25 protein-coding genes and 1 riboswitch are annotated in these 22,549 nt (G+C 31.0%); of the genes, 5 read left to right on the top strand and 20 right to left on the bottom strand.

All coding sequences use genetic code 11. From position 1 onward, the window contains the following. Window positions 1–591: a hypothetical protein gene (locus AC2TEO_RS13950; RefSeq protein WP_442265420.1), complete on the bottom strand. Its 591-nt coding sequence runs from the start codon at window positions 589–591 to the stop codon at window positions 1–3. Between the two features lie 6 nt (window positions 592–597). Next, window positions 598–1,593, bottom strand: a complete 996-nt coding sequence (locus AC2TEO_RS13945; RefSeq protein ID WP_442265419.1) for a hypothetical protein — start codon at window positions 1,591–1,593, stop codon at window positions 598–600. Window positions 1,594–1,844: 251 nt separating this feature from the next. Here AC2TEO_RS13945 and AC2TEO_RS13940 point away from each other — a divergent pair, with 251 nt between their 5' ends. Both AC2TEO_RS13940 and AC2TEO_RS13935 read left to right on the top strand, forming a co-directional pair. Then, window positions 1,845–2,459 (top strand): Crp/Fnr family transcriptional regulator, encoded by a 615-nt coding sequence (locus tag AC2TEO_RS13940; RefSeq protein ID WP_442265418.1) that lies wholly within the window; start codon window positions 1,845–1,847, stop codon window positions 2,457–2,459. Between the two features lie 177 nt (window positions 2,460–2,636). Further along, window positions 2,637–3,251 (top strand): Crp/Fnr family transcriptional regulator, encoded by a 615-nt coding sequence (locus AC2TEO_RS13935; RefSeq protein WP_442265417.1) that lies wholly within the window; start codon window positions 2,637–2,639, stop codon window positions 3,249–3,251. A 189-nt stretch (window positions 3,252–3,440) separates the two neighbouring features. Here the strand turns inward: AC2TEO_RS13935 and AC2TEO_RS13930 are convergent, their stop codons facing one another. From AC2TEO_RS13930 to AC2TEO_RS13910, 5 genes are all read right to left on the bottom strand, one after another. Beyond that, window positions 3,441–5,741 (bottom strand): S9 family peptidase, encoded by a 2,301-nt coding sequence (locus AC2TEO_RS13930; protein ID WP_442265416.1) that lies wholly within the window; start codon window positions 5,739–5,741, stop codon window positions 3,441–3,443. 82 nt (window positions 5,742–5,823) lie between these two features. Continuing rightward, window positions 5,824–6,780, bottom strand: coding sequence for a methylenetetrahydrofolate reductase [NAD(P)H] (metF, locus tag AC2TEO_RS13925; RefSeq protein ID WP_442265415.1), 957 nt, complete (start codon window positions 6,778–6,780; stop codon window positions 5,824–5,826). A 16-nt stretch (window positions 6,781–6,796) separates the two neighbouring features. Beyond that, window positions 6,797–7,036 carry a hypothetical protein gene (locus AC2TEO_RS13920; protein ID WP_442265414.1) on the bottom strand — a complete coding sequence of 80 codons (240 nt, stop codon included), beginning with the start codon at window positions 7,034–7,036 and terminating at the stop codon, window positions 6,797–6,799. 141 nt (window positions 7,037–7,177) lie between these two features. Further along, the gene (metH, locus tag AC2TEO_RS13915) at window positions 7,178–9,847 is read right to left on the bottom strand and encodes a methionine synthase (RefSeq protein WP_442265413.1); all 2,670 of its coding nucleotides are present in this window, start codon (window positions 9,845–9,847) and stop codon (window positions 7,178–7,180) included. Then, window positions 9,840–10,850 carry a homocysteine S-methyltransferase family protein gene (locus AC2TEO_RS13910; protein WP_442265412.1) on the bottom strand — a complete coding sequence of 337 codons (1,011 nt, stop codon included), beginning with the start codon at window positions 10,848–10,850 and terminating at the stop codon, window positions 9,840–9,842. The genes metH and AC2TEO_RS13910 overlap by 8 nt, the downstream gene beginning before the upstream one ends. A 49-nt stretch (window positions 10,851–10,899) precedes the next feature. Further along, window positions 10,900–11,015, bottom strand: a riboswitch (SAM riboswitch). Window positions 11,016–11,115: 100 nt separating this feature from the next. Here AC2TEO_RS13910 and AC2TEO_RS13905 point away from each other — a divergent pair. The 3 genes from AC2TEO_RS13905 to AC2TEO_RS13895 are packed head-to-tail and all read left to right on the top strand — an operon-like array spanning window position 11,116 to window position 11,902. Next, window positions 11,116–11,373 carry a hypothetical protein gene (locus AC2TEO_RS13905; RefSeq protein WP_442265411.1) on the top strand — a complete coding sequence of 86 codons (258 nt, stop codon included), beginning with the start codon at window positions 11,116–11,118 and terminating at the stop codon, window positions 11,371–11,373. A gap of 14 nt (window positions 11,374–11,387) precedes the next feature. Continuing rightward, complete coding sequence (locus tag AC2TEO_RS13900) at window positions 11,388–11,588, top strand: hypothetical protein (RefSeq protein WP_442265410.1); 201 nt, start codon at window positions 11,388–11,390, stop codon at window positions 11,586–11,588. 44 nt (window positions 11,589–11,632) lie between these two features. Beyond that, entirely contained in the window at window positions 11,633–11,902 is a 270-nt protein-coding gene (locus tag AC2TEO_RS13895; protein ID WP_442265409.1) for a hypothetical protein, read from the top strand. 71 nt (window positions 11,903–11,973) lie between these two features. On the opposite strand, the gene cysM is transcribed toward AC2TEO_RS13895, so the two are convergent. From cysM to AC2TEO_RS13830, 13 genes are all read right to left on the bottom strand, one after another. Continuing rightward, complete coding sequence (gene cysM / locus AC2TEO_RS13890; RefSeq protein ID WP_442265408.1) at window positions 11,974–12,861, bottom strand: cysteine synthase CysM; 888 nt, start codon at window positions 12,859–12,861, stop codon at window positions 11,974–11,976. Window positions 12,862–12,864: 3 nt separating this feature from the next. Continuing rightward, window positions 12,865–13,587 carry a serine O-acetyltransferase EpsC gene (epsC, locus tag AC2TEO_RS13885; protein WP_442265407.1) on the bottom strand — a complete coding sequence of 241 codons (723 nt, stop codon included), beginning with the start codon at window positions 13,585–13,587 and terminating at the stop codon, window positions 12,865–12,867. 23 nt (window positions 13,588–13,610) lie between these two features. Continuing rightward, the gene (locus AC2TEO_RS13880) at window positions 13,611–13,937 is read right to left on the bottom strand and encodes a 2Fe-2S iron-sulfur cluster-binding protein (RefSeq protein WP_442265406.1); all 327 of its coding nucleotides are present in this window, start codon (window positions 13,935–13,937) and stop codon (window positions 13,611–13,613) included. Window positions 13,938–14,004: 67 nt separating this feature from the next. Next, window positions 14,005–15,060: an NAD(P)/FAD-dependent oxidoreductase gene (locus tag AC2TEO_RS13875; protein ID WP_442265405.1), complete on the bottom strand. Its 1,056-nt coding sequence runs from the start codon at window positions 15,058–15,060 to the stop codon at window positions 14,005–14,007. Beyond that, window positions 15,057–15,647, bottom strand: a complete 591-nt coding sequence (locus tag AC2TEO_RS13870) for a precorrin-2 dehydrogenase/sirohydrochlorin ferrochelatase family protein (RefSeq protein WP_442265404.1) — start codon at window positions 15,645–15,647, stop codon at window positions 15,057–15,059. The genes AC2TEO_RS13875 and AC2TEO_RS13870 overlap by 4 nt, the downstream gene beginning before the upstream one ends. Further along, window positions 15,640–16,416 (bottom strand): uroporphyrinogen-III C-methyltransferase, encoded by a 777-nt coding sequence (gene cobA, locus AC2TEO_RS13865; RefSeq protein WP_442265403.1) that lies wholly within the window; start codon window positions 16,414–16,416, stop codon window positions 15,640–15,642. The genes AC2TEO_RS13870 and cobA overlap by 8 nt, the downstream gene beginning before the upstream one ends. Window positions 16,417–16,418: 2 nt before the next feature. Then, window positions 16,419–18,524, bottom strand: coding sequence for a ferredoxin-like domain-containing protein (locus tag AC2TEO_RS13860; RefSeq protein WP_442265402.1), 2,106 nt, complete (start codon window positions 18,522–18,524; stop codon window positions 16,419–16,421). 11 nt (window positions 18,525–18,535) lie between these two features. Then, complete coding sequence (locus AC2TEO_RS13855) at window positions 18,536–18,883, bottom strand: 4Fe-4S dicluster domain-containing protein (RefSeq protein WP_095074191.1); 348 nt, start codon at window positions 18,881–18,883, stop codon at window positions 18,536–18,538. Window positions 18,884–18,894: 11 nt separating this feature from the next. Then, window positions 18,895–20,145 carry a sulfate adenylyltransferase subunit CysN gene (gene cysN, locus AC2TEO_RS13850; protein WP_442265401.1) on the bottom strand — a complete coding sequence of 417 codons (1,251 nt, stop codon included), beginning with the start codon at window positions 20,143–20,145 and terminating at the stop codon, window positions 18,895–18,897. Between the two features lie 101 nt (window positions 20,146–20,246). Then, window positions 20,247–21,152 carry a sulfate adenylyltransferase subunit CysD gene (gene cysD, locus AC2TEO_RS13845; RefSeq protein ID WP_527252140.1) on the bottom strand — a complete coding sequence of 302 codons (906 nt, stop codon included), beginning with the start codon at window positions 21,150–21,152 and terminating at the stop codon, window positions 20,247–20,249. Window positions 21,153–21,163: 11 nt separating this feature from the next. After that, a complete protein-coding gene (locus tag AC2TEO_RS13840; protein ID WP_442265399.1) occupies window positions 21,164–21,772 on the bottom strand; it encodes a phosphoadenosine phosphosulfate reductase domain-containing protein in 609 nt (202 codons plus the stop codon). Continuing rightward, window positions 21,769–22,023, bottom strand: coding sequence for a DUF2061 domain-containing protein (locus tag AC2TEO_RS13835; RefSeq protein WP_442265398.1), 255 nt, complete (start codon window positions 22,021–22,023; stop codon window positions 21,769–21,771). The genes AC2TEO_RS13840 and AC2TEO_RS13835 overlap by 4 nt, the downstream gene beginning before the upstream one ends. A gap of 113 nt (window positions 22,024–22,136) precedes the next feature. Continuing rightward, on the bottom strand, window positions 22,137–22,544 hold the full coding sequence (locus AC2TEO_RS13830) for an RrF2 family transcriptional regulator (RefSeq protein ID WP_442265397.1): 408 nt from the start codon (window positions 22,542–22,544) through the stop codon (window positions 22,137–22,139). Between the last annotated feature and the right edge of the window lie 5 nt (window positions 22,545–22,549).

Here is a 22,549-nt window from a genome sequence, read left to right as displayed (position 1 = left end):
TTAAATTGAGTTTTTTAGTTTTTGAATAATGATAACTTGTTTATCCGCTATTCTTTCTCCCTTAGGCACACCACTTCCATCTGTTGGAGTTTTTATCCCTTTTGTATCTTCTATCCTTTGTAATTTAAAAACACCATTATCAAATGTTAACGCTCCACTTGTAGTATTATCTAGAGGGCCTTGAAAATAAACTTCATTATTTCCTCCTGCATAATTTAAATGCCATCTATAGAAATAATCTTTGGCCCTATGTGTATCAGTAAAATAATTCCCTAGCTCAAGTTTTGATGCTGAATAATCTAATTTTAAAAAACTTTTTTTATCTCTTGCTGAAACAATTAAAACCTCTCCTTTTTTCAAATTTGGATGCGGCATTACTATAAATGCATCTAAGTAGCCTGTTTTTAAATTAAAATCTTCATTCGTTATTTCTTTTGCCAATAAATGCCCATTTTTTATTTCAGGCGTTAACACATAAATTTTCCCGTTTTCTTGCTTTTTACTTAAAAACCTAAATAAAGTTATATCTTCTTGTGCTTTTACGACTAATCCCAGTAGTAAAAACAGTATGGCTATACTTACTTTTTTCATTGGTGATTATTTTTTAAGTGTGGTTAATTTTGCTTGTAAATTTTCAATTAATTTTTGTTGTTGAATAGTATACAAGGTTAACTCCTCTACTTTTTCCACTAATTTTAAAGTCAACTCTTTCAACTCCATCCCTTCTTTTACTACTTCTTTTTCCGATTTCATATTAGGTAAATGCTTATACTTTCTAATAAAACTATCTACTTCATTTAAAGGCATTAATTCATAGTCGTTTGCAAAAACATAATCTGGAAAAGAGCCAACTCTTAAGGTAACTTTATTAGCTACAATATCTTCTGCAGCAATATTTTTTGTTGAAATATCATTTTTTGTTACAAGTTTGGTACTAATAATAACATCTTCTTTTCCTGCAGACAGCACTTCCTTTTTTTCACTACCGTATAACACCTTAAATTTATCTACTTGAGAATTATTGTTAACATCAACATTTACAGTAAAACTTCCATCATTTGTAGATTCAAACTCCCTTGAAGCTAATTGAGTTTTACCAATACCTACATCTAATATTTTGGTTGCATTTGTCCCGTATAAAACTTTAAATGTATCTACATTTGGATCGTTACTATTTTTATCTATATGAGCAATGAATGAAGCTGAACTTTTTGAAGAAAAAGTACCTATATTAAAATCTACAGATCCCGAAGTTACTTTGTATCCGTTTCTGAAGTCTACTAATTGACCAAATTTAGCTTCTTTGTTAAAATATGGAATTCCATTAAAGTGTGTAGTACTATTAAAATGTGCAGAACTTTGAAAATTACTTCTAGCTTCAAAAAAAGTTCGTACTCTATGGGTTATGTTATCAGGTGTAAACCAAGCTAGTGTTGAATTTCTAGCCAATAAACTTATACCTTCATTTCCTCCTGCGCTATCTGTGTCTGAACTTATATTAATAGATCTTTGACTATCTATAACATACTGAGCGCTTACTGTAGTAAAACTACTAACTAAAACTGCACCTAATAAAAAAATTGTTTTTTTCATGATCTTTATTTAATTTTTATAATTAATTCAGCAGCAAATTTGATGTTAGTTTTTTTACTTTTTTTAGCATGAATCACTATTTCACATAGGTCATTATTTAACATAGATCACAATTTCATAAACATCACATTTTCACTGTTAATTAATTATTTTCATAAAAAAGGTAGGTTTTCCTTGTTTTTATCTGTTTTATATTAACAATCATGAATTTTATTAAATATTTTAACCTAAAAAACAGACATTAAACAATTATGATTTTACCCCCGATGTTAGATACCTTAAATGAAAATATATGTGAATTAATATTTTCTCAAGCAATAGAAAAAAAATACAATACTGGAGATCTTATTGTTTTGAAAGATGCTCCATTTCATAGAACAGCTCTTCTTACTAAAGGAGTATTAAAAGCCCATTTAGATGAAGACGATAATAATTCTTTACTGTATTATATTTCACCTTCCGAAAATCCATTCATTTGTCCTTTGGTGATAACTCAAACATCTATTTCTCCTATTTCAATAACAGCTATTGAAGATTGTTCTTTATTATGGATTAATAATGACAAACTAGAAGAATGGGAAAAGGAATATAGTTTTCTAAGAAATAGTAAAATAAAAAGTACTTTATATAACATTAGTAAAATTACATCGAGAATAAGTAATCGTACTACTCTTACTTTAGAAGATCGTTTATATAACTATTTATATGAAAAACATCATATTTACAGTACTAAAAAACTTCAAATTTCAAGAACTGAAATATCGTTAGATTTAAAAGTTCCATTACCTTCTATCTCTAGAGCATTAAAAAAACTAGAGTATAGAAAAAAGCTAATTAACAGAACTCGCTCTATACAATTAGTGTAAATTATTTTTTTTGTAAATTGTAAACTGTAAATGGTAAAAAATACTGCAACAAGTTATTTAAAATACTTGTTGTCTAATCTCTAAAATCTCTTTTATAATTATCTCTAAAATTAGTAACGTTTATTCATAAACTTGAATGAATTGTATTTGTTTATTTTTAAATTAACCTTTCAAAACATGCTACAAAACTTACCTTTTCCAAGAGATTTAATTGATTTAATTCAAAAAAAAACTACTATTCAAACTTTTAAAAAAGGGGATTTAATACTAGGAGATAGTCATAGTCTTATTGATACTTCCGTAATATTACTTTCTGGAGCTTGTAAAACAGCTACAGTCTTAAACAATAAAAAAACCCATTTATATTGTGTTGAAGCTAATCCTGAGTCTCCCAAATTATTATTTTGTTCTGATTTAAATAAAATTACTGATATAAACTTTTCAATCACTTCCTTAATAAATTGTGACGTTATTTTTATTCCTCATAACTTTATTATTGAATGGGCTATAAGATTTACTGAATTTGATTTTCTCATTAAAGAAGGCCTTAGATATATATTTCTAAATATTCTTAATGAAATGAAGAACATAAGTAGTTTTTCTTTAGAAGATCGATTGATAAAATACCTTAAGTATAAAACTTCTTTTTATGATGATAATGAAATTAAAATTCCATTATCTGAAATTTCAGAAGATTTAAATTTTTCAAGAGAAGCAATATCTAGAAGCCTTAGAAAATTAGAAGAAAAAAATCTAATAATAAAAAAACCTAGATCTATAATAGTTTTTTAATTTTTTTGAGAAAAGTTAGATTATATTGAGTTTCAAAATTGATTTTATAAAAAAAACCACATTTGAGTCTTAATTATAAAACACCTAATCTTATACACAACAAAAAACCTTTGAAGTTAACTTCAAAGGTTTAAATAAATTTTTATAAATCTGTCAACCTATTTTAGGACGACTCAAAATTAAATAAAATTAATGTTTAATTGGATTTTGCACTTTTCCCTTAAGGTGTTTTGCATAGAATCCCATCATTGATTTATATAATGCTATTCTATTTTCTTCTTTTCCGAAACCATGTCCTTCATCATATCTTACCATGTAAGGAACATCTACACCTTTAGCTCTAAGTCCTTCTACAATTTGATCTGACTCATCTATATTTACTCTAGGATCGTTTGCTCCTTGAACTACAAATAAAGGTTTCTTAATTTTATCAATATGGAAAACTGGTGAAACTTCGTTCATAATTGCTTTTTCAGCTGCCACATCTTCGTCGTACCAAATTTCTTTGATAATTTTTAAATAAGGTTTCCAATAAGGAGGAATAGTTTTCATAAATGTGAATAAGTTAGATACGCCAACATAATCTACACCACAAGCATATAAATCTGGAGTTTTAGTTAAACCTCTTAATACAGCATAACCACCATGACTTCCTCCATAAATTGCAGCTTTTTTTGCATCTACCCAACCTTTTTCGGTAACATATTTTAATCCATCTTCTACATCATCCATTGCTTTTCTACCAATTTCTTTAAATCCTGATTCTAAGAATTTCCTTCCATATCCACCAGAAATTCTAAAGTTAACTTGTAACGTAGCATAACCTCTACTTGCAAATAATTGTGATTCTGGATTGAATCCCCAAGAATCTCTAATTCCTTGTGGACCTCCGTGTGGATTTACAATAACAGGAACTTTTTCTCCATTTAAAGCTGCTTTAGGTAAAGTGATATATCCATGAATTGTTAAACCATCTCTACTTTTAAATGTAATTGGACGCATCTCAGCCATGTCTTCTGGATTTAACTGAGGCATTGTATTATAAATCTCTTTTAATTCATTTTTCTCTAAATCGTAGATGTAATAAATACCATATACTTTATCACTAGTGATGTATAACATAAATTTAGTTTCATCATCAGTTTTTCCTGTAACATAATATTGCATTCCAGGAAGCTTCTTCTTTACGGCTTTATCTAATTTCTTGTAGGTTTTACTTACAGGAATTAAAATATTCTTTTCTCCTTCGTACGATAAATAATCGATAGCGTAGTTGTTCTTTTTAGATAATCCTAAACCTCTAACATCGTACTTTTCGTTTGAGAAAATTTTCTTAATTGTTTTTTTCTTCTTTAAATCATATAATAAAATTTCGGCTTTATCTGTTTCTAGATTACTTAATACATAAGCATCGTGTGGATACTCTGTAGCATAGTTGAATGAAATAATACCGAAACTATCTTTCCAATTTAATTGTTTCCATAATTCATATCCTCCTTTTCCGTCTTCATAATACACCTCCATATTTACACCATCTTTCAACTTAGTGTAACCTCTTAAATTTCCGTCTTTATCGAACTGATATCCTGCAATTGGATTACTAGCGTCTTTATTCACAAATAATTGCTTGATATCACCTGTTATTACGTTCAGTTTATAAGGCTCAAAAATTTGTGGATTGTTTTTGTTTAATTGAACAATGATATGATCTTTATCTTCTCTTAATAAAGATTCGAAATTAGCTCTAACACCTTCGAAAGGAGTTAAATCTTTATTATTGCTTCCGTCTAAATTTACAGCGTAAATATGATAATTTTCATTTCCTCCTTTATCCATAGTATAAAAAAGGCGATTAGAATTTAACCATCCGTATCCTCTGATTAATTCTTCTTTTTGTTCAATAACTCTTCTAGCTTTTCCTGTTTGAGTATTTTTCACATATACATGTTGCTTTCCATTAGCATCACTTTCTTTGTATGATAAATATTTTCCATCAGGTGAAAAACGAAATGCACTACCTTTTGGATTCGCAAAATAATCTTCAACAGAATATTTATACGTTCCTTTTTCTAAAGCTGAAAGCTTATTTAAATCTTGCTCTGAAGAAACTAATGTTGGATTTCCCGGAACCGTTTTTTCTGTTTTTTTCAATGATAATGGAATTTCCATACCTCCTTGTTTAAAAGTTCCTTTGAACTCTTTTTCTTCTAATTTTGCTGAATAATTAATTCCTGCTTTTTTAAATACAATTGTTAATGTATTATCTGTAAACGTAGTTGTGTCCATTGGAATTCCTGTCGCTCCTTGAGATGGACTATCCATTGTTGAAGAAAATGCTCCATCCTTTTCAGAAATATTAAAAACTAAAGGCATTTCCATACCTTGAACTTTTAATGTTCCTTTCCAAGAACCTGTAATTTTTTGAGCACTTCCTACAGTAACACTAACTATAAAAAGTAAAAGTGTTAATAGATGGCTGTTTTTTTTCATTTGAATTTGTTTTAGGTTTTTAATCTGACTTTATAGTAGTTAGTAGACTCACCTCACAAATTGTTACAAACAGTTTCTATTTTTAAAAAACTTCTTTAGCTATTTTCTTGATATTATCTGATTTTCCCATTGAATAATAATGCAATACAGGAACACCTGCTTTAATTAATTCTTTACTTTGTTGAATTGCCCATTTAATACCAACTTCACGTATTTGTTTATTGTCTTTACAAGCTTCTATTTGTTCAACAAGGTCTTGAGGTAAATCTAAACGAAACACTTGAGGTAAAATATGCAGATGTCGTTTTACTGCAATTGGTTTTATTCCTGGAATAATAGGCACATTAATTCCTGCTTCTCTAGCTTTTTTAACGAAATTGAAATATTTCTGATTATCGAAAAACATTTGAGTAACTACATAATCTGCACCCGAATCTACCTTTTCTTTTAATCGTTTTAAATCTGATTCGATACTTGGCGCTTCTAAATGCTTTTCAGGATAACCAGCAACTCCTACACAGAAATCTGACTTATAAGGTGTTTCAATGATTTCATGCAAATACTTTCCTTTATTTAAATCACTAATTTGTTTTACTAAATCTGAAGCGTATTTATTTCCTCCATTAGAAGCTTTAAAATATTGCTGATCTTTTCTTGCATCACCACGTAGTGCCATTATATTATCTATTCCTAAATAGTGACAATCAACTAAAACATACTCTGTTTCTTCTTTGGTGAATCCTCCGCATAATACATGTGGAATAGCATCAACATCATATTTATATTTTAATGAAGCACAAATACCAACCGTTCCTGGTCGCATTCTTGTTATTTTCTTCTCTAAGAGCCCATTATCTTTTTCAATATAAATATATTCCTCTCTAGATGTTGTAACATCTATAAATGGAGGTTTAAATTCCATCAATGGATCAATATTATTATATAATTCTTGTATGTTTTGTCCTTTTTGAGGAGGAACAATTTCAAATGAAAATAATGTTTTCCCCTTTGCCTTTTTAATATGTTCTGTAACCTTCATCCTTAATTTCTATCTATTAAAGCAACTGTTCTTGAATTTCATTAATATCTCCTTCATATTCCCAATAAATCCATCTTCCATGGGCATAATCTGTAAGAATAAACTTTTCACTAACGGATTTTATCCTATCTAAATTGACTAACTTTTTATTAAAGCCATCGACAGTTACTTCTTCAATTATTTCTTTATTTTGATCATCGAAACCATGAACAATTTGATGACTTCCTAACTTTAATTCTATAAATCTTTTACTCATTTTATTTTAATTGAATGTCTGTGTTCTAACGTCATTCCGAATTCATTTCTGAATCTAATTATATCATTAAACAATTCGTTATGAGAAACTGAAACAAGTTCAGGTTCATGTGAACTTATCATTATACATTCCTAATATTTTTTAATCTGCAAGTACTGGGTTCAACCATTTTTTTGCATGTTCTAAAGAATTTCCTCTTCGGTTTACATAATCTTTTAACTGATCTTCTTTTATTTTCCCTAAACCAAAATATTTAGATTCTGGGTTTCCAAAATAATAACCAGACACACTTGCTGCTGGCCACATTGCTAAACTTTCGGTAAGTTTAACTCCTATTTTTTCTTCAACTTTTAAAACATCCCAAATGATATTCTTTTCTAAATGATCTGGGCAAGCTGGATATCCTGGAGCTGGACGAATTCCTTTATAGCTTTCTTTAATTAATTCTTCGTTAGATAAGTTTTCTTGATTCGCATATCCCCAATGTTTCGTTCGTACTTCTTTATGTAAGTATTCTGCAAAAGCTTCTGCCAAACGATCTGCGATAGCTTTAATCATAATTGAATTATAATCGTCGTTATCTTTTTCGAATGCTGCTGCTAATTCTTGAGTTCCGAAACCTGCTGATACACAAAAACAACCTATATAATCTTTCTTTCCAGTTGTTTTTGGCGCCACAAAATCTGCTAAAGCAATATTGGGCACGCCTGATTTTTTCTTTAATTGCTGACGAAGTGTTACGAAAGTAGCCTGAGTTTCTCCCTTTTCATTATATACTTCAATATCATCTTCATTTACTGTATTCGATGGGAATAGACCAAAAACTGCTTTCGCTTTTAGTAATTGTTCATCTATTACTTTTTGTAATAAAACTTGTGCATCTTTATATAATTCCGTGGCTTGCTCTCCTACAATTTCATCAGTTAAAATATTTGGAAACTTTCCATGTAAATCCCACGATCTGAAAAACGGACTCCAATCGATATAATCTAACAACACTTTTAAATCTAGGTTTTCAATAACTTGAATTCCTAAAAAATTAGGTTCTTTAATTTCTGAATTTTCCCAATCTATTTTGAATTTATTTTCTCTTGCTTCAGCTAATGAGATGTAATTCTTCTGCTTTGTTCTATTTAAAAACTGATCTCGAAATTTATCGTATTCTTCACGTATCTGTTCTTTATAAATTTTATTGTTTTCTTGTAACAAATCACCTACAACGGTAACTGCTCTAGATGCATCGTTAACATGCACAACTGCATTTGCATATTTTGGAGCAATTTTTACAGCTGTATGTGCTTTAGATGTTGTCGCTCCTCCGATTAATAATGGAATATTCATTTGTTCTTTCTCCATTTCGTTGGCCAAATACACCATTTCATCTAAGGACGGTGTAATTAATCCGCTTAAACCAATAACATCTACTTGCTCTTTTTTAGCTGCTTCAATTATTTTTTCTGGCGGAACCATTACGCCTAGATCAACAATTTCATAATTATTACAACCTAAAACTACACTCACTATATTTTTACCAATATCGTGTACATCTCCTTTTACAGTTGCCATTAAGATTTTTCCAGCAGAAGATGTGCTACTATCTTTAGATTCTTCGATAAAAGGTTGTAAATATGCTACAGCTCTTTTCATTACACGAGCCGATTTTACTACTTGGGGTAAGAACATTTTTCCACTTCCGAATAAATCTCCAACTACATTCATTCCGGCCATTAAATGACCTTCGATAACTTCAATAGGTCTCTTAACACTTTGACGAGCTTCTTCTACATCTTCTTCAATAAAAGCATCAACTCCTTTTACCAGACTATGTGTAATTCGATCTTGTAAATCTTTTTCTCGCCAAGCTTGCTGTTTTGCTGGATCTTCTTTTTTAATTCCTTTTACAGTCTCTGCAAACTCTAATAAACGTTCAGTTGCATCGTCTCTACGATCTAAAAGTACATCTTCAACATGCTCTAACAAATCTTTAGGGATATCATCGTACACTTCCAACATGGTAGGATTTACAATTCCCATGTTCATTCCATGTTGAATCGCATGATACAAGAAAGCTGAATGCATTGCTTCACGAACCGTATTATTTCCGCGGAAAGAAAAAGACACATTACTTACTCCACCAGAAACACTTGCATAAGGCAAGTTTGTTCGAATCCATTTTGTAGCTTCAAAAAAATCTACTGCATTTTTTCGATGCTCTTCCATTCCAGTTGCTACCGGAAAAATATTTGGATCGAAAATAATGTCTTCTGGAGCAAACTTTACTTTATCAACTAAAATTCGATAGGAACGTTCACAAATTTCAATTCTTCTTTCGTAATTATCGGCTTGACCTTTTTCATCAAAAGCCATAACAATTGTAGCTGCTCCGTATCTTTTAATCAGTTTTGCTTGACGAATAAAATTCTCTTCTCCTTCTTTTAAAGAAATAGAATTCACTACACATTTCCCTTGTGCTACTTGCAATCCAGCCTCTATGATTTCCCATTTAGAACTATCGATCATAATTGGAATTCGAGCAATATCTGGTTCAGAAGCAATCAAGTTTAAAAATGTTACCATGGCATGTACACCATCTAACATTCCTTCATCCATATTGACATCAAGAATTTGAGCACCACCTTCTACTTGATCTCTTGCAACTGCTAGTGCTTCTTGATATTTTTCTTCTTTAATTAACCGTAAAAATCGTCGAGAACCTGTAACATTTGTTCGTTCACCAACATTAATAAAGTTACTTTCTGGAGTAACAATTAACGGTTCTAATCCTGATAATTTTAAATATCTACTACTCATTCTCTGCTACCAAAACTTTTCTTGGTTTATAATTTTTAGCCACATCTGCAATTGCTTTAATGTGCTCTGGAGAAGTTCCACAACAACCTCCAATAATATTAATTAATCCATCTTTTAAAAAGTTCTCAATTAGATCTCTCATTTCTTCTGGAGTTTGATCATATTCGCCAAAAGCATTGGGTAATCCAGCATTGGGATGTGCCGAAGTAAAAAACTCTGTATTATGAGACAATCGTTTTAAATAAGGCTCTAGTTGCTCTGCACCTAGAGCACAATTAAACCCTACACTTAATAAAGGAATATGAGATATAGAAATTAAGAAAGCCTCAACTGTTTGTCCTGATAATGTTCTTCCACTTGCATCTGTAATCGTTCCTGAAATCATTACTGGAATATCGATTCCCCGTTCTTCTTTTACTTCCTCAATTGCGAAAATTGCCGCTTTTGCATTTAATGTATCAAATATTGTTTCTACCAACAACACATCTGAACCACCATCCATTAAAGCTTCTACTTGCTGTTTGTAAGCTACACGTAAATCATCGAAAGTAACAGCTCTATATTCCGGTCTATTTACATCTGGAGATAAACTTGCAGTTCTGTTTGTAGGTCCAATAGAGCCAGCTACAAAACGTGGTTGATCTGGATTTTTGGCTGTAAATTCGTTAGCTACTTCTTTAGCAATTTTTGCAGACTGAAAATTTAGTTCGTATACCAAATCTTCCATATCATAATCTGCCATAGCTATTGTTGTTCCAGAAAAAGTATTGGTTTCAATAATATCTGCTCCAGCCTCTAAATATTTTCTATGTACTGATTTTACAGCTTCTGGCTGTGTGATTGATAATAAATCATTATTTCCTTTTAAAGGAATATGATGTGAAGTAAATCTTTCTCCACAAAAATCTTCTTCAGTGAATTTAAATTCTTGAAGCATAGTTCCCATTGCACCATCGAGTACAAGGATTCTTTTTTGTATTTCTGTAAAAATGTTATGTGACATTCCTGATGTTAAATTTTGTATGCTATCAGGAAAAGAAGAAGTATTCTTTGGGTTATCTCTCCACAATATTTAAAATATTGAAGTAGAATTTAGCACCTTCTTTGTTTACACAAAGGGTTGCTAAGGTTTCAAAGGGTCTATTCCCTCCACCTTTCTTGATAACTATAAAATGTTTATGAACTGAATTGCAAAGTTATTGGTTTATTTTTTATTACACAATAATAGATTGTTTTTATATTTAGAATTATTATTTATAACCTCCAAAATGGATATTGAAAAAGTTAAACAGAAAATTCAATCTTATAAAGATGAAGTTAAAGATCTACATCCTTTTTTAAAAAACTTCTTTACTCACCTACCTTATATTAAACATATAGAATACACTCATGGAAACAGAGAATACGGTTCTAATTTTGTCTTAATACAAGAAGATCAAACATTGCTCAAAGAAAAATATACAGGTGTAGTTGTCAAAAGTCAAAAAATTCACAGTCAGACATTGAAAATATTGAACGTCAAATAAATGAATCTTTTAGAATGCCTAAAACTATTTTTAATGGACAAAAAAGAATTTCATTAGATAATGTATGGTTTATAACTAACAATAAAATTACTATTAATGCTCAAGATAAAATCAAAGAATACTTCAGTGATAAAAACCTAACCATTATAGATATAGACCAACTGACTAATCTAGTTTTAGATCATTATAAAGAATTTCAAAATATTTTACAGTAGAAAATAATCACATAAAAGGTAATGGTAAATTTCCGAAAATTGATATGGAAGGAAAATATTTAGGTTATTATGAAAATAACTATATAGAACAATTTATCTTCATTGGTGATCAAAAAAATCAAACTGCCACGATATACGGAGGTGATTTAGGTTGGGAAACAGAAATTAAATTATCAATGGAAATGGATAAAACAGATTATATTTTCAGTAAAAATGAAATACTATGGATATCAATTTGTTTTTCAAATATGTCTTCAAAAGATGTAACAGAAACTAACTCTTTTTTTACAGAAAAATTAAGCTACACTTTATAATTAAAAAGCCTTTTCAAAAATGAAAAGGCTTTTTAATTATAAATTTTCGACGACAATCGAACTAAAATTCTCTATACAAAAATATCTGAAGATAAATAACGATCTCCTCGATCACAGATAATTGCAACAATAATGCCTTCGTCTAGTGTTTCCGCTAATTTTAAAGCTGAAGCTACTGCTCCACCACTACTCATTCCTGAGAAAATTCCTTCTTCACGAGCTAAACGAATGGTCATTGCTTTTGCTTCTTCTTGATTTACCTCTAAAACTTTATCAATTTTTTCTCTTTTAAAAATTGCTGGTAAATATTCTTCTGGCCATTTACGAATTCCTGGAATGCGAGCTCCTTCTTTTGGCTGAACACCAACAATAGTAATATCTTTATTTTGCTCTTTTAAATAATCTGAAACTCCTGTAATTGTTCCTGTAGTTCCCATAGCAGAAACGAAATGAGTTACTTTTCCTTCAGTATCTCTCCAAATTTCTGGTCCGGTTGTACTATAATGTGCTTTTGGATTATCTAAATTATCGAACTGATTTAATCTAAAATATCCCTTTTTGTATTTTAATTCTAAAGCATGATCAATAGCTCCTTCCATACCAACTTCAGAAGGTGTTAAGATTACTTCTGCTCCGTAAGCTCGCATTGTTTTTACACGTTCTATAGTGGCATGTTCTGGCATTACCAATACCATATTTAATCCTAAAACTTTTGCCATTAATGCAAGTGCAATTCCTGTATTTCCACTTGTTGCTTCTACTAAAGTATCTCCTTTTTTAATGTTATTCTTTTTCAAAGCTTCAGAAATCATGTAATACGCTGCTCTATCTTTTACACTTCCTCCTGGATTATGTCCTTCTAACTTTAAAAACAGACGAACATTTTCTTTATTTATAATATTTGTAGCTTCTACTAAAGGCGTATTTCCTACAAAATCTGTAATATTTTTTGCGTTCATATACTAGTTATAAATACTATTTTGTGATTTATAAATCACAGTTGAATTTGGCTCTATAGACTTTGTTATGCAAACATTTGCTCCGATAACTGTATTTGCTCCAACCACAATATTTCCTAAAATTGTAGCATTTGCATAAATGGTTACATTACTTTCTATCGTTGGATGTCTTTTAACTTCAGCTAATTCTTTTTTTACTTGAATTCCACCTAAAGTTACTCCTTGATAAATACTAACATTATTTTCGATAATTGTAGTTTCACCTATTACGACACCTGTTGCATGATCGATAAAGAAAGCTTCTCCAATTGTTGCTCCTGGATGAATATCTACACCGGTTAAACTATGTGCATATTCACTCATCATTCGCGGTAAAATTGGGACATTAATTTTATACAATTCATGACTTAAACGATATATCGCAATGGCGTGAAAACCTGGATACGCTAAATATACCTCACCTAAACTTTTACAAGCTGGATCTTTATTTTCAAAAGCTTTTGCATCTAAATCTAATTTCTTTCGGATATCGCAGAATGATGTTTGATAATACATCCAAATTTCTTCGTGTTTTTCTACAGATAATCCTTTTAAGATTTTTACAAACTTACTTTTTAAATGATTGGCTTTTTCCTGACAAACATCTTCAAACAATGCATAAAATAGTTGTTTTGTAAAATATTCTACATCGTCTTTTAGTGATAAGTTGTAATTACTGAATTGCATTTTATTTTTTTATATAAATATAATTAACTTTCTGGAGCTAACTCTACTTCTAAACCTTCTAATTCTGGAGTCATTCGAATTTGACACCCCAATCTACTATTATCTTCTACATCGAAAGCTTCTGCTAACATCGCATCTTCATCATCTGACATTTCTGGAAGCTCGTGGCTAGATGTAACATAACATTGACAAGAAGCACACATGGCCATTCCTCCACAGATTCCTATGGTTCCTTCTGGAGCTAATTCGTAAGAACGAACAACTTCCATTAAATTCATTGCCATATCTGTCGGAGCAACTACATCATGAATTACACCTTCTCTATCTTTTATTTTTATATTAATATCCATTTCTTTCAGTATTAAGAAATTAGTATTAAGTCCTGAGTACTTTGACCTTCAGACTTAATACTTAACGCTAATTGATAGCTTTTACTACTGCTTTTGGTGCCTCTTTTTTAGTTCCGTCAAAACCTTCTACTCCTCCTACAGTTGTATATTTCATTACATACTTTTTGTCTGGAAAAATTCTCTTATATGCACTCTGACACATTAAAGTAGCTTCATGGAAACCACATAAAATTAATTTTAATTTACCTGGATATGTATTAACATCTCCAATAGCATAAATTCCTGGAATATTTGTTTGATAATCTAAAGAATTGTCAACTTTAATAGCATTCTTTTCAATTTCTAATCCCCAATTTCCAATCGGACCAAGTTTTGGGGCTAATCCGAATAAAGGAATGAAATGATCTGTATCGATTATAAAAGGCTCTTTATCTTTTTGTTCTACAACAACACCTGTGACTTTATCGTCTCCAAGAATTCCTTTTACTTCAGCAGGAGTAATTAAATTAATCTTGCCTAAGTTCTTTAATTCTTGAACTTTTTCTACTGAGTCTAAAGCTCCTCTAAATTCATTTCTTCTATGAATTAATGTTACTGATTTTGCAACATCTGTTAAGAAGATTGACCAGTCTAAAGCAGAATCTCCACCACCTGCAATAACCACATCTTTATCACGATATAATTCTGGTTCTTTAATCATGTATTCAACTCCGTTATCTTCGAATTTAGCTAAATTATCAATCTTAGGTTTTCTTGGCTCAAAACTTCCTAAACCTCCAGCAATTGCCACTACTGGTGCTTTATGTTTTGTTCCTTTATTTGTTGTAACGATAAATGTTCCATCGTCTTGTTTATCGATTGTTTCTGCACGTTCTCCTAAAGTAAAACCTGGCTGAAACTGCTTTCCTTGCTCTAATAACTTCTCCGTTAAATCACCTGCTAAAATCTCAGGATAAGCTGGTATATCGTAAATTGGTTTTTTCGGATAAATCTCTGAACATTGTCCACCTGGTTGTGCTAATGCATCTATTAAATGACAACGTAATTTTAATAATCCTGCTTCAAAAACTGTAAATAACCCTGTTGGTCCTGCTCCTATTATTAATATATCTGTTTCTATCATTTTTCTATCTTTTCTACTAAACCTTTAGTAAACTCGTTTAATGTTTCTACTTTTTGTTCAAAATTTCCTTTAATTGTTTTTCTATACTCGTTTAAATTCTGCACGAGGTCATCTATTTTATCTGGAATTACTTCTTCAAAAAATTGTCGTAATCTTTTTGCTGTTGTAGGTGATTTTCCATTGGTAGAAATTGCAATTTTCACATTTCCTTTCGTTACAATTCCTCCCATATAGAAATCGCAATACGGTGGATTATCTGCTACATTTACCAACTTACTTTGCGCTCTACAATCTTTGTAAACCTCAACATTTATTTCTGGAATATCTGTGGTTGCAATCACAATATGTTTTCCATCTAAATACGAAGTTTTGTATACATCGTTAATTAGTGTAACGTCGTATTTTTCTGCTAAAGCTTTTGTTCCTGTTCTAAACATTGGTGACACAATAGTAACTTTTGCATCTGGACTCGATTTCAACAAAAACGTAAGTTTTTCTTCTGCAACAAAACCACCACCGACAATTAATACCTGTAGATTTTTCACTTTAAGAAAAACAGGATATAAATTATTTCTTTCTTCATTCATTACCTACCATTTCTAAACTTGTTTCATTAACTATTCCTTGAAGAGTTTCTCTATGTTTTACTACTTCTCCAATTACGATAATTGCAGGATTACTTAATTGTTGTTCTTTAACAATATTTTCAATAGAAGCAATAGTACCAATTCCAACTTTTTCTCTTGGAGTAGTTCCTTCTTGAATAATTGCCACAGGTAAATCATGTTTTCCTTCTAATCGAAATAATGTAGTTATTTGCGAAAGTTTCCCCATTCCCATTAATATCACAACTGTTGCTTTTGATTTTGCTGCTAACGCAACATCTTCAGAAAGTTTATGTTGTTTTGTTGTTCCTGTAATTACCCAGAAACTTTCTGCACTACCTCTTTTTGTTAATGGTACATTTTGATATGCTGGAACTGCTATTGATGATGAAATTCCGGGTACCATCGCTACTTGTAATCCATATTTAGCAGCATATTCCATTTCTTCAGCTCCTCTTCCGAAAATAAAAGGATCTCCTCCTTTTAAACGCACTACATGTCCATGAGAATATCCTCTAGATACAATAAGTTCGTTAATTTGTTGCTGTTGATAACGATAACATCCTCGTCTTTTTCCAACAAAAATTAATTCAGCATTTGGATTCACATAATCTAATAATTCAGCATTTACCAGAGCATCGTATAAAATAACATCTGCATTTTTTAACGCTTTAATAGCTTTTACCGTAATTAGTTCTGGATCACCAGGACCAGCACCTACAACTGTTAATTTAGGAATTGCATTCATCATCTTTATTTTACTTCAACTTCTAACTTTCTGTATGCATCTACTTTATGATAAAAACTCTTTGCTTTTTTTACATAATTTTTAGCAAATTCTTCTGATGGTTCATTTTTATTTATTGCATAAACAAAATCTGCAAAAGAACTTTCTAAAACTATTCGATTAGTCTTTACAAAAACCTCTTCAAAATTTGCTACTATAGAAGCTTGAGTGTTTGTTTTAGCTCCTTCAACTGTTAATAATGCTTTTGCCGTGTTTATAATAGATGCATAAGAATGATAAATACTATCTGCCCACTTTTCTTCTTGAATAGATAATTCGGCATTTTCTATTTTCTCTTCGCTTTCAAATAATAATGTAGCTACTAAATCGATCACAACTCCTGCACATTCTCCTACACCAATAGCTTTAACATATTTTCTATCATGCCCCCAATCCACAAAATCATCTTCTGTTAAATTATCAGTACTTGATAAGTGCTTTAATAAATCATAGAAATATGTTTTTCCTTGTTTATCGTAATAATCTAAAAAACTTTCATTTTTAGTTTGATTATTTTTAAAATCATTTAATAAAACACGTAATGATTCTGGTCCTCTTTTACTAGGTATTTTAATTACTTTATCTGCAAATCTTCCTTTTCCATCTCCTAAAACACCTCCTCCTAATAAAATCTGCAATGCTGGTGCAACTAAATTTCCTGTTTTTATTGACATTCCTTGGAAACCAATATGAGCCATATTATGTTGACCACAAGCATTCATACAACCACTAATTTTGATTGTAATATCTTTATTATTTACATATTGTGGATACTCACTTTTTAAAACACGCTCTAGTTCAGCAGAAATACCTGTACTACTAGAAATACCTAAATTACATGTATCTGTTCCAGGACAAGCTGTGATATCAAATACACTATTATATCCTGCTTCAGTAAAACCAAGTTTATTTAATTCTGTATAGAAAAATGGTAAAAAAGCTTCTCTTACATGACGAATTAAAATATTCTGACGTAATGTAAATCGTAACTCGTTTGCTCCGTATTTCTTGATTAAATCGGCTAACTTTCTAGCTTTATCGGTATAAAAATCACCTAAATGTACTTTTATTCCAATAGCAAATAAGTCATCTTGTTTTTGTGGAATTACATTTGTAGATTTCCATAAATCATATGCTTCTTGATCTTCAATAGTTACTGAAGGAACTTCTGATGTTTCAAAAACAATTTCATTCTCAAAATCAGTCGTATCAATAGGATAAGATTGATATGCTAAAGCTCTTTTCTCTTTATCTACTAAATTTAAAAATCCATCTAAACCTAAATCTTTAACTAAGAATTTTAAACGCGCTTTTGCTCTTTTAGTTCTTTCTCCGTAACGATCGAAAACTCTTAAAACACCTTCAATAGTTGGAATTAATAAATCTGTAGCTAAGAAATCATACATTACATCTGCATGTCTTGGTTGAGAACCTAATCCACCTGCAAGTACAACTTTAAATCCATGAATTTCTTGATCTCCGATCTTTTTAGTTTTAGCAATAAAACCTAAATCGTGAATAAAACTTAATGCAGTATCATCATCTGTCGCAGAAAAAGACATTTTAAATTTTCTCCCCATTTCTTGACAAACAGGATTTCTTAGAAAGAATTGAAATGTTGCATGTGCGTATGGTGTTACATCAAACGGTTCTTTAGGATCTATTCCTGCGGTTTCTGATGCTGTTACATTTCTTACTGCATTTCCACAAGCTTCCCTTAAAGTTATATCATCTTTTTCTAATTGTGCCCAAAGTTCAGGGGTTCTATCTAAACTCACATAATGAATTTGAATATCTTGTCGTGTTGTAATATGTAATCTTCCTCTAGAATATTCATCAGATACATCAGAAATACGATGTAATTGCTCACTTGTTACTTTTCCGTAAGGAAGTTTTATTCGTATCATTTGAACTCCTAGCTGTCTTTGCCCATATACACCACGAGCTAAACGCAGACTTCTAAAACGTTCTTCATCTATTTTTCCTTCTTTAAAAAGTCTAATTTTTCTTTCTAATTCCAATATGTCTTTTTCAACAACTGGATTTTCTATTTCGCTTCTAAAACTTTGCATGGTAATAGGGTTTAATTATGCAAAAATTGCTGCTTGTTTAATAATTCTTCTTCGGTTTCTACATGATTCTCATCAGGAACACAACAATCTACAGGACAAACTGCTGCACATTGTGGCTCTTCGTGAAACCCTTTACATTCTGTACATTTATCTGGTACAATGAAATAGTATTCATCAGATATTGCTTCTTGATCATCTTCAGCATTCAGCTTAATTCCATTCAACAATTCAATATCTCCTTCTAAAGAAGTTCCTTGACCGTAATTCCAATCTTCAGCTCCTTCATAAATTGCTGTATTCGGGCACTCTGGCTCACAGGCACCACAATTGATACATTCGTCTGTTATAATAATTGCCATTTCCTGTTTTTTTAATTGATGAAACCTACACCCGAAGTATTATTTGTTTTCGGATTAATTAAGATAAAAGCTCCATTCGCTTTATTTTTTTTATAACTATCCACAAACAATGGTTTACTTACTTTCAGGCTAACTTTCCCTATTTCATTCAGGGAAAGTTTTGAAGGGTTTTCATGTTCGCCCGAAAAGTCAGTGTTAATAATTGTATTTAGACTGGTAATTTTAGCTTGCGCATCATTTACTCCGTGCTTGATATAATATTTTTCTGAAGCTCGTAATGGCGTACTATCCATCCAACAAATCGTAGCTTCTAATTGTTTTACAATTTTAGGTTCTTGACCAGTTTTCACTAACATATCACCTCTACTTACATTCACATTGTCTTCTAATGTTATGCTTACAGAACTTCCACTTTTAGCTTGTTCGAATTCTTGATCGAAAAACTGGATACTCTTTACTTTAGATTTTGTTTCAGAAGGCAATACTGTAACTTCATCACCAACTGCTAAATCTCCTCCATATAATTTACCAGCATAACCTCGATAATCATGATATTCATCTGTTTTAGGACGAATTACGGTTTGAACAGGAAAACGAACCTTAGATTCTACATTCAATTCACTTTTAACATTCAAACCTTCTAGATGGTCTAATAAACTTTTACCTGTATACCAAGGAATATTATTAGAAGTTGAAACTACATTATCTCCATGTAAAGCTGATATTGGCACAAATGTTAAATTTTGATCTTGATAATCACTTTTTTGAGACAAATATTCTATTTCACCTTTAATCTGATTGAATTTCTCTTCAGAATAATCTACCAAGTCCATTTTATTTACTGCGATAACAACTTCTTTCACTCTGAGTAGATTATTGATAAAGAAATGACGATATGTTTGCTCTACCACTCCATTTCTAGCATCTACTAAAATTATAGACGCTTGAGAATTTGACGCTCCAGTAACCATATTTCTGGTATATTCGATATGCCCAGGACTATCGGCTACAATAAAACTAGTTCTTGGTGTAGAAAAATAAATATGTGCTACATCGATTGTAATTCCTTGTTCTCTTTCTGCTACTAAACCATCAGTAGCTAATGAAAAATCTAGATAATCAAATCCACGCTGTTTACTTTTATCTTCAATTGCTTGAAGTTTATCTTCAGTCAATGAATTTGTATCGTATAAAATTCGTCCTATTAACGTGCTCTTTCCGTCATCTACACTTCCTGCTGTTGCTATTTTTAGTACGTTCATTTTTTTTTATTGATAGAGAGCTTTAGACTGTAAGAATTTTATAAATAATCCCCAAAACAATAATCACTTACAGTCTTTCACCCCATAAATTTTGTAATCTTTTAAAAATATCCTTGTTGTTTTCTTTTTTCCATTGCAGCTTCAGATCGTTTATCATCAATTCTAGCACCACGTTCTGAAATTTTAGAATCTCTAATCTCTGCAACTACAGATGCGATATCTACAGCATCAGATAAAACTGCGGCAGTACAACTCATATCTCCAACTGTTCTAAAGCGAACCATTCTTTGCTCTACTTTTTCATCTTCATCTCGATATACAACTCCATCATTTGCAGACCAAATAAGTCCGTCTCTTAAAAAAGTTTCACGCTGATGCGCAAAGTATATAGAAGGAATTTCAATGGCTTCCTTTTGGATATATGACCACACATCTAACTCTGTCCAATTTGAAATAGGAAACACACGAACATTCTGACCTAAATCTATTCTTCCATTTAACATATCGAATAATTCTGGTCTTTGATTTTTTTCATCCCACTGACCGAAATCATCACGAACTGAGAAAATTCTTTCTTTTGCTCTTGCTTTTTCTTCATCTCTTCTTGCACCACCGATACATGCATCGAATCCGAATTCTTCAATTGCATCTAATAGAGTTTCTGTCTGTAAAATATTTCGACTAGCATACTTACCAGTCTCTTCTTTTACTTTACCAGCATCTATATTATCTTGAACATTACGAACAATTAACTCAACTCCTAATTCTTCAACTAATCGATCTCGAAACTCAATAGTTTCAGGAAAATTATGGCCTGTATCGATATGCATTAAAGGGAATGGAATTTTTGCTGGGTAAAAAGCTTTTTGAGCTAATCTTACCAAGGTAATACTATCTTTTCCTCCAGAAAACAATAGTACAGGTTTTTCAAACTGAGCTGCTACTTCTCTTATGATATAAATTGCTTCGCTCTCTAATGCTCCTACTCTAATTACATTCGTATTCATAATCATGTTTTTTAAATATGTAAACCACATTCTCTATTACTCTCTACTTTAGTTGGATCGAAATATTTAAACTCGTTAGGTAAATCGAACTCAGCCAAATATTGATCTAACTCTTCGTCAGAAAAATTATAAAAAGGACTTACTTTTAGTACTCCATCTTTACTGACAGAAACAGTATCAATACTATCTCTAAAAGCAGTTTGTCCTTTCCTTAAATTAGTAAACCATACATCTGGTTGATGTTCGTTCATTGCTCTCTTAAAAGGCTCTAACTTAACTTGTTCTGTAAAAACAGCATGATTAGGATCATCTACACTAGGTAATCCTAAGACGATATTTCTGTGTGCAACTGTTTGCTTTGGCACGTATAACTTTACATTTAAACTTAACTTTTCTATAAGTTCTTCTGCGTGCTTATAAGTTTGAGGTGTATTATAACCTGTATCACACCATACAACAGGAATATCTTTTTGCTCGGTCACCACTAAATGTAAAATTGCACTTTCGTATGGTCTAAAATTAGTTGTTACTACTGGCCTTTTAGCTACTGACAACGCCCAATTCACAATCTCTTGAGGAGATTTCCCTTTTAATTCTTTGTTTATGTTTTCTATATTCATTTTCTACCCCATTTTATACTATTCCAAACTCTTTCATGAAAAAAATACAATAGCATTTTAGTTACTAATTCAATTCCTCCAATTGATAATGCTGTATCTATTTCTCCTGTAATTAACCATGAAATAACTATTGTATCTATCGTCCCTACCGCCCTCCAACTAAATGATTTAACAACACTTCTTAATGGTTTCTCAGAGTATCTATCTTCCTTAAAATTTGATTTATCTTCTATTATTTGTTCAAATATCATTTTAAAACACATTTACCCTATCGGGATGGTAGGTTTATGAGGCAAATATACATATGATTCACTAATATCAAAGTAAAAATCAAAAAATTAACACTTTAGTAATATTTGTTTAACTAAACTAAATCAGCAAGTGTAGTGTTTCTTAATACATGTAATGTATTATCACGCACTTGAATCATTAATTTATGTACAGCGCATGCCTCTTCATCTGGACAATCATCGCATTTTTCATAAAAATTCAAGCTTACACATGGTACCATTGCAATTGGACCTTCAAGAGTTCGGATTACTTCTGTCATTTTAACTTCAGAAGGGTCTTTTATCATATAATATCCTCCACCTTTTCCTTTTTTGGCCCCAAGCACACCTGCTTTTCTTAAGGTAAGTAATATACTTTCTAAAAATTTATGAGATATATTTTCACTTTCAGAAATTGTTGCAATCTGAACCTTTTCTCCTTTTTCTTGCTTCGCTATAAAAGTTAAAGCTTTAATCCCATATTTTGTTTTCTTAGAAAGCATATTAC

Source organism: Tenacibaculum aquaeponti, from assembly GCF_057221555.1.
This window is presented reverse-complemented; position numbering and strand designations above follow the sequence as displayed.

Excerpts from the sequence above, each read along its gene's own strand:
- AC2TEO_RS13910 (WP_442265412.1), bottom strand. The coding sequence starts at position 10,850 with ATGTCACATAACATTTTTACAGAAATACAAAAAAGAATCCTTGTACTC.
- cysD (WP_527252140.1), bottom strand. The coding sequence starts at position 21,152 with ATGAATACGAATGTAATTAGAGTAGGAGCATTAGAGAGCGAAGCAATT.
- AC2TEO_RS13945 (WP_442265419.1), bottom strand. The coding sequence starts at position 1,593 with ATGAAAAAAACAATTTTTTTATTAGGTGCAGTTTTAGTTAGTAGTTTT.
- AC2TEO_RS13855 (WP_095074191.1), bottom strand. The coding sequence starts at position 18,883 with ATGGCAATTATTATAACAGACGAATGTATCAATTGTGGTGCCTGTGAG.
- metH (WP_442265413.1), bottom strand. The coding sequence starts at position 9,847 with ATGAGTAGTAGATATTTAAAATTATCAGGATTAGAACCGTTAATTGTT.
- AC2TEO_RS13930 (WP_442265416.1), bottom strand. The coding sequence starts at position 5,741 with ATGAAAAAAAACAGCCATCTATTAACACTTTTACTTTTTATAGTTAGT.
- AC2TEO_RS13880 (WP_442265406.1), bottom strand. The coding sequence starts at position 13,937 with ATGGATATTAATATAAAAATAAAAGATAGAGAAGGTGTAATTCATGAT.
- cysN (WP_442265401.1), bottom strand. The coding sequence starts at position 20,145 with ATGAACGTACTAAAAATAGCAACAGCAGGAAGTGTAGATGACGGAAAG.
- metF (WP_442265415.1), bottom strand. The coding sequence starts at position 6,780 with ATGAAGGTTACAGAACATATTAAAAAGGCAAAGGGGAAAACATTATTT.
- AC2TEO_RS13895 (WP_442265409.1), top strand. The coding sequence starts at position 11,633 with ATGGAAGGAAAATATTTAGGTTATTATGAAAATAACTATATAGAACAA.
- AC2TEO_RS13940 (WP_442265418.1), top strand. The coding sequence starts at position 1,845 with ATGATTTTACCCCCGATGTTAGATACCTTAAATGAAAATATATGTGAA.
- AC2TEO_RS13875 (WP_442265405.1), bottom strand. The coding sequence starts at position 15,060 with ATGATAGAAACAGATATATTAATAATAGGAGCAGGACCAACAGGGTTA.
- AC2TEO_RS13840 (WP_442265399.1), bottom strand. The coding sequence starts at position 21,772 with ATGAATATAGAAAACATAAACAAAGAATTAAAAGGGAAATCTCCTCAA.
- AC2TEO_RS13860 (WP_442265402.1), bottom strand. The coding sequence starts at position 18,524 with ATGCAAAGTTTTAGAAGCGAAATAGAAAATCCAGTTGTTGAAAAAGAC.
- AC2TEO_RS13950 (WP_442265420.1), bottom strand. The coding sequence starts at position 591 with ATGAAAAAAGTAAGTATAGCCATACTGTTTTTACTACTGGGATTAGTC.
- AC2TEO_RS13935 (WP_442265417.1), top strand. The coding sequence starts at position 2,637 with ATGCTACAAAACTTACCTTTTCCAAGAGATTTAATTGATTTAATTCAA.
- AC2TEO_RS13905 (WP_442265411.1), top strand. The coding sequence starts at position 11,116 with ATGGATATTGAAAAAGTTAAACAGAAAATTCAATCTTATAAAGATGAA.
- cobA (WP_442265403.1), bottom strand. The coding sequence starts at position 16,416 with ATGATGAATGCAATTCCTAAATTAACAGTTGTAGGTGCTGGTCCTGGT.
- AC2TEO_RS13870 (WP_442265404.1), bottom strand. The coding sequence starts at position 15,647 with ATGAATGAAGAAAGAAATAATTTATATCCTGTTTTTCTTAAAGTGAAA.
- cysM (WP_442265408.1), bottom strand. The coding sequence starts at position 12,861 with ATGAACGCAAAAAATATTACAGATTTTGTAGGAAATACGCCTTTAGTA.
- AC2TEO_RS13830 (WP_442265397.1), bottom strand. The coding sequence starts at position 22,544 with ATGCTTTCTAAGAAAACAAAATATGGGATTAAAGCTTTAACTTTTATA.
- AC2TEO_RS13920 (WP_442265414.1), bottom strand. The coding sequence starts at position 7,036 with ATGAGTAAAAGATTTATAGAATTAAAGTTAGGAAGTCATCAAATTGTT.
- AC2TEO_RS13835 (WP_442265398.1), bottom strand. The coding sequence starts at position 22,023 with ATGATATTTGAACAAATAATAGAAGATAAATCAAATTTTAAGGAAGAT.
- AC2TEO_RS13900 (WP_442265410.1), top strand. The coding sequence starts at position 11,388 with ATGCCTAAAACTATTTTTAATGGACAAAAAAGAATTTCATTAGATAAT.
- epsC (WP_442265407.1), bottom strand. The coding sequence starts at position 13,587 with ATGCAATTCAGTAATTACAACTTATCACTAAAAGACGATGTAGAATAT.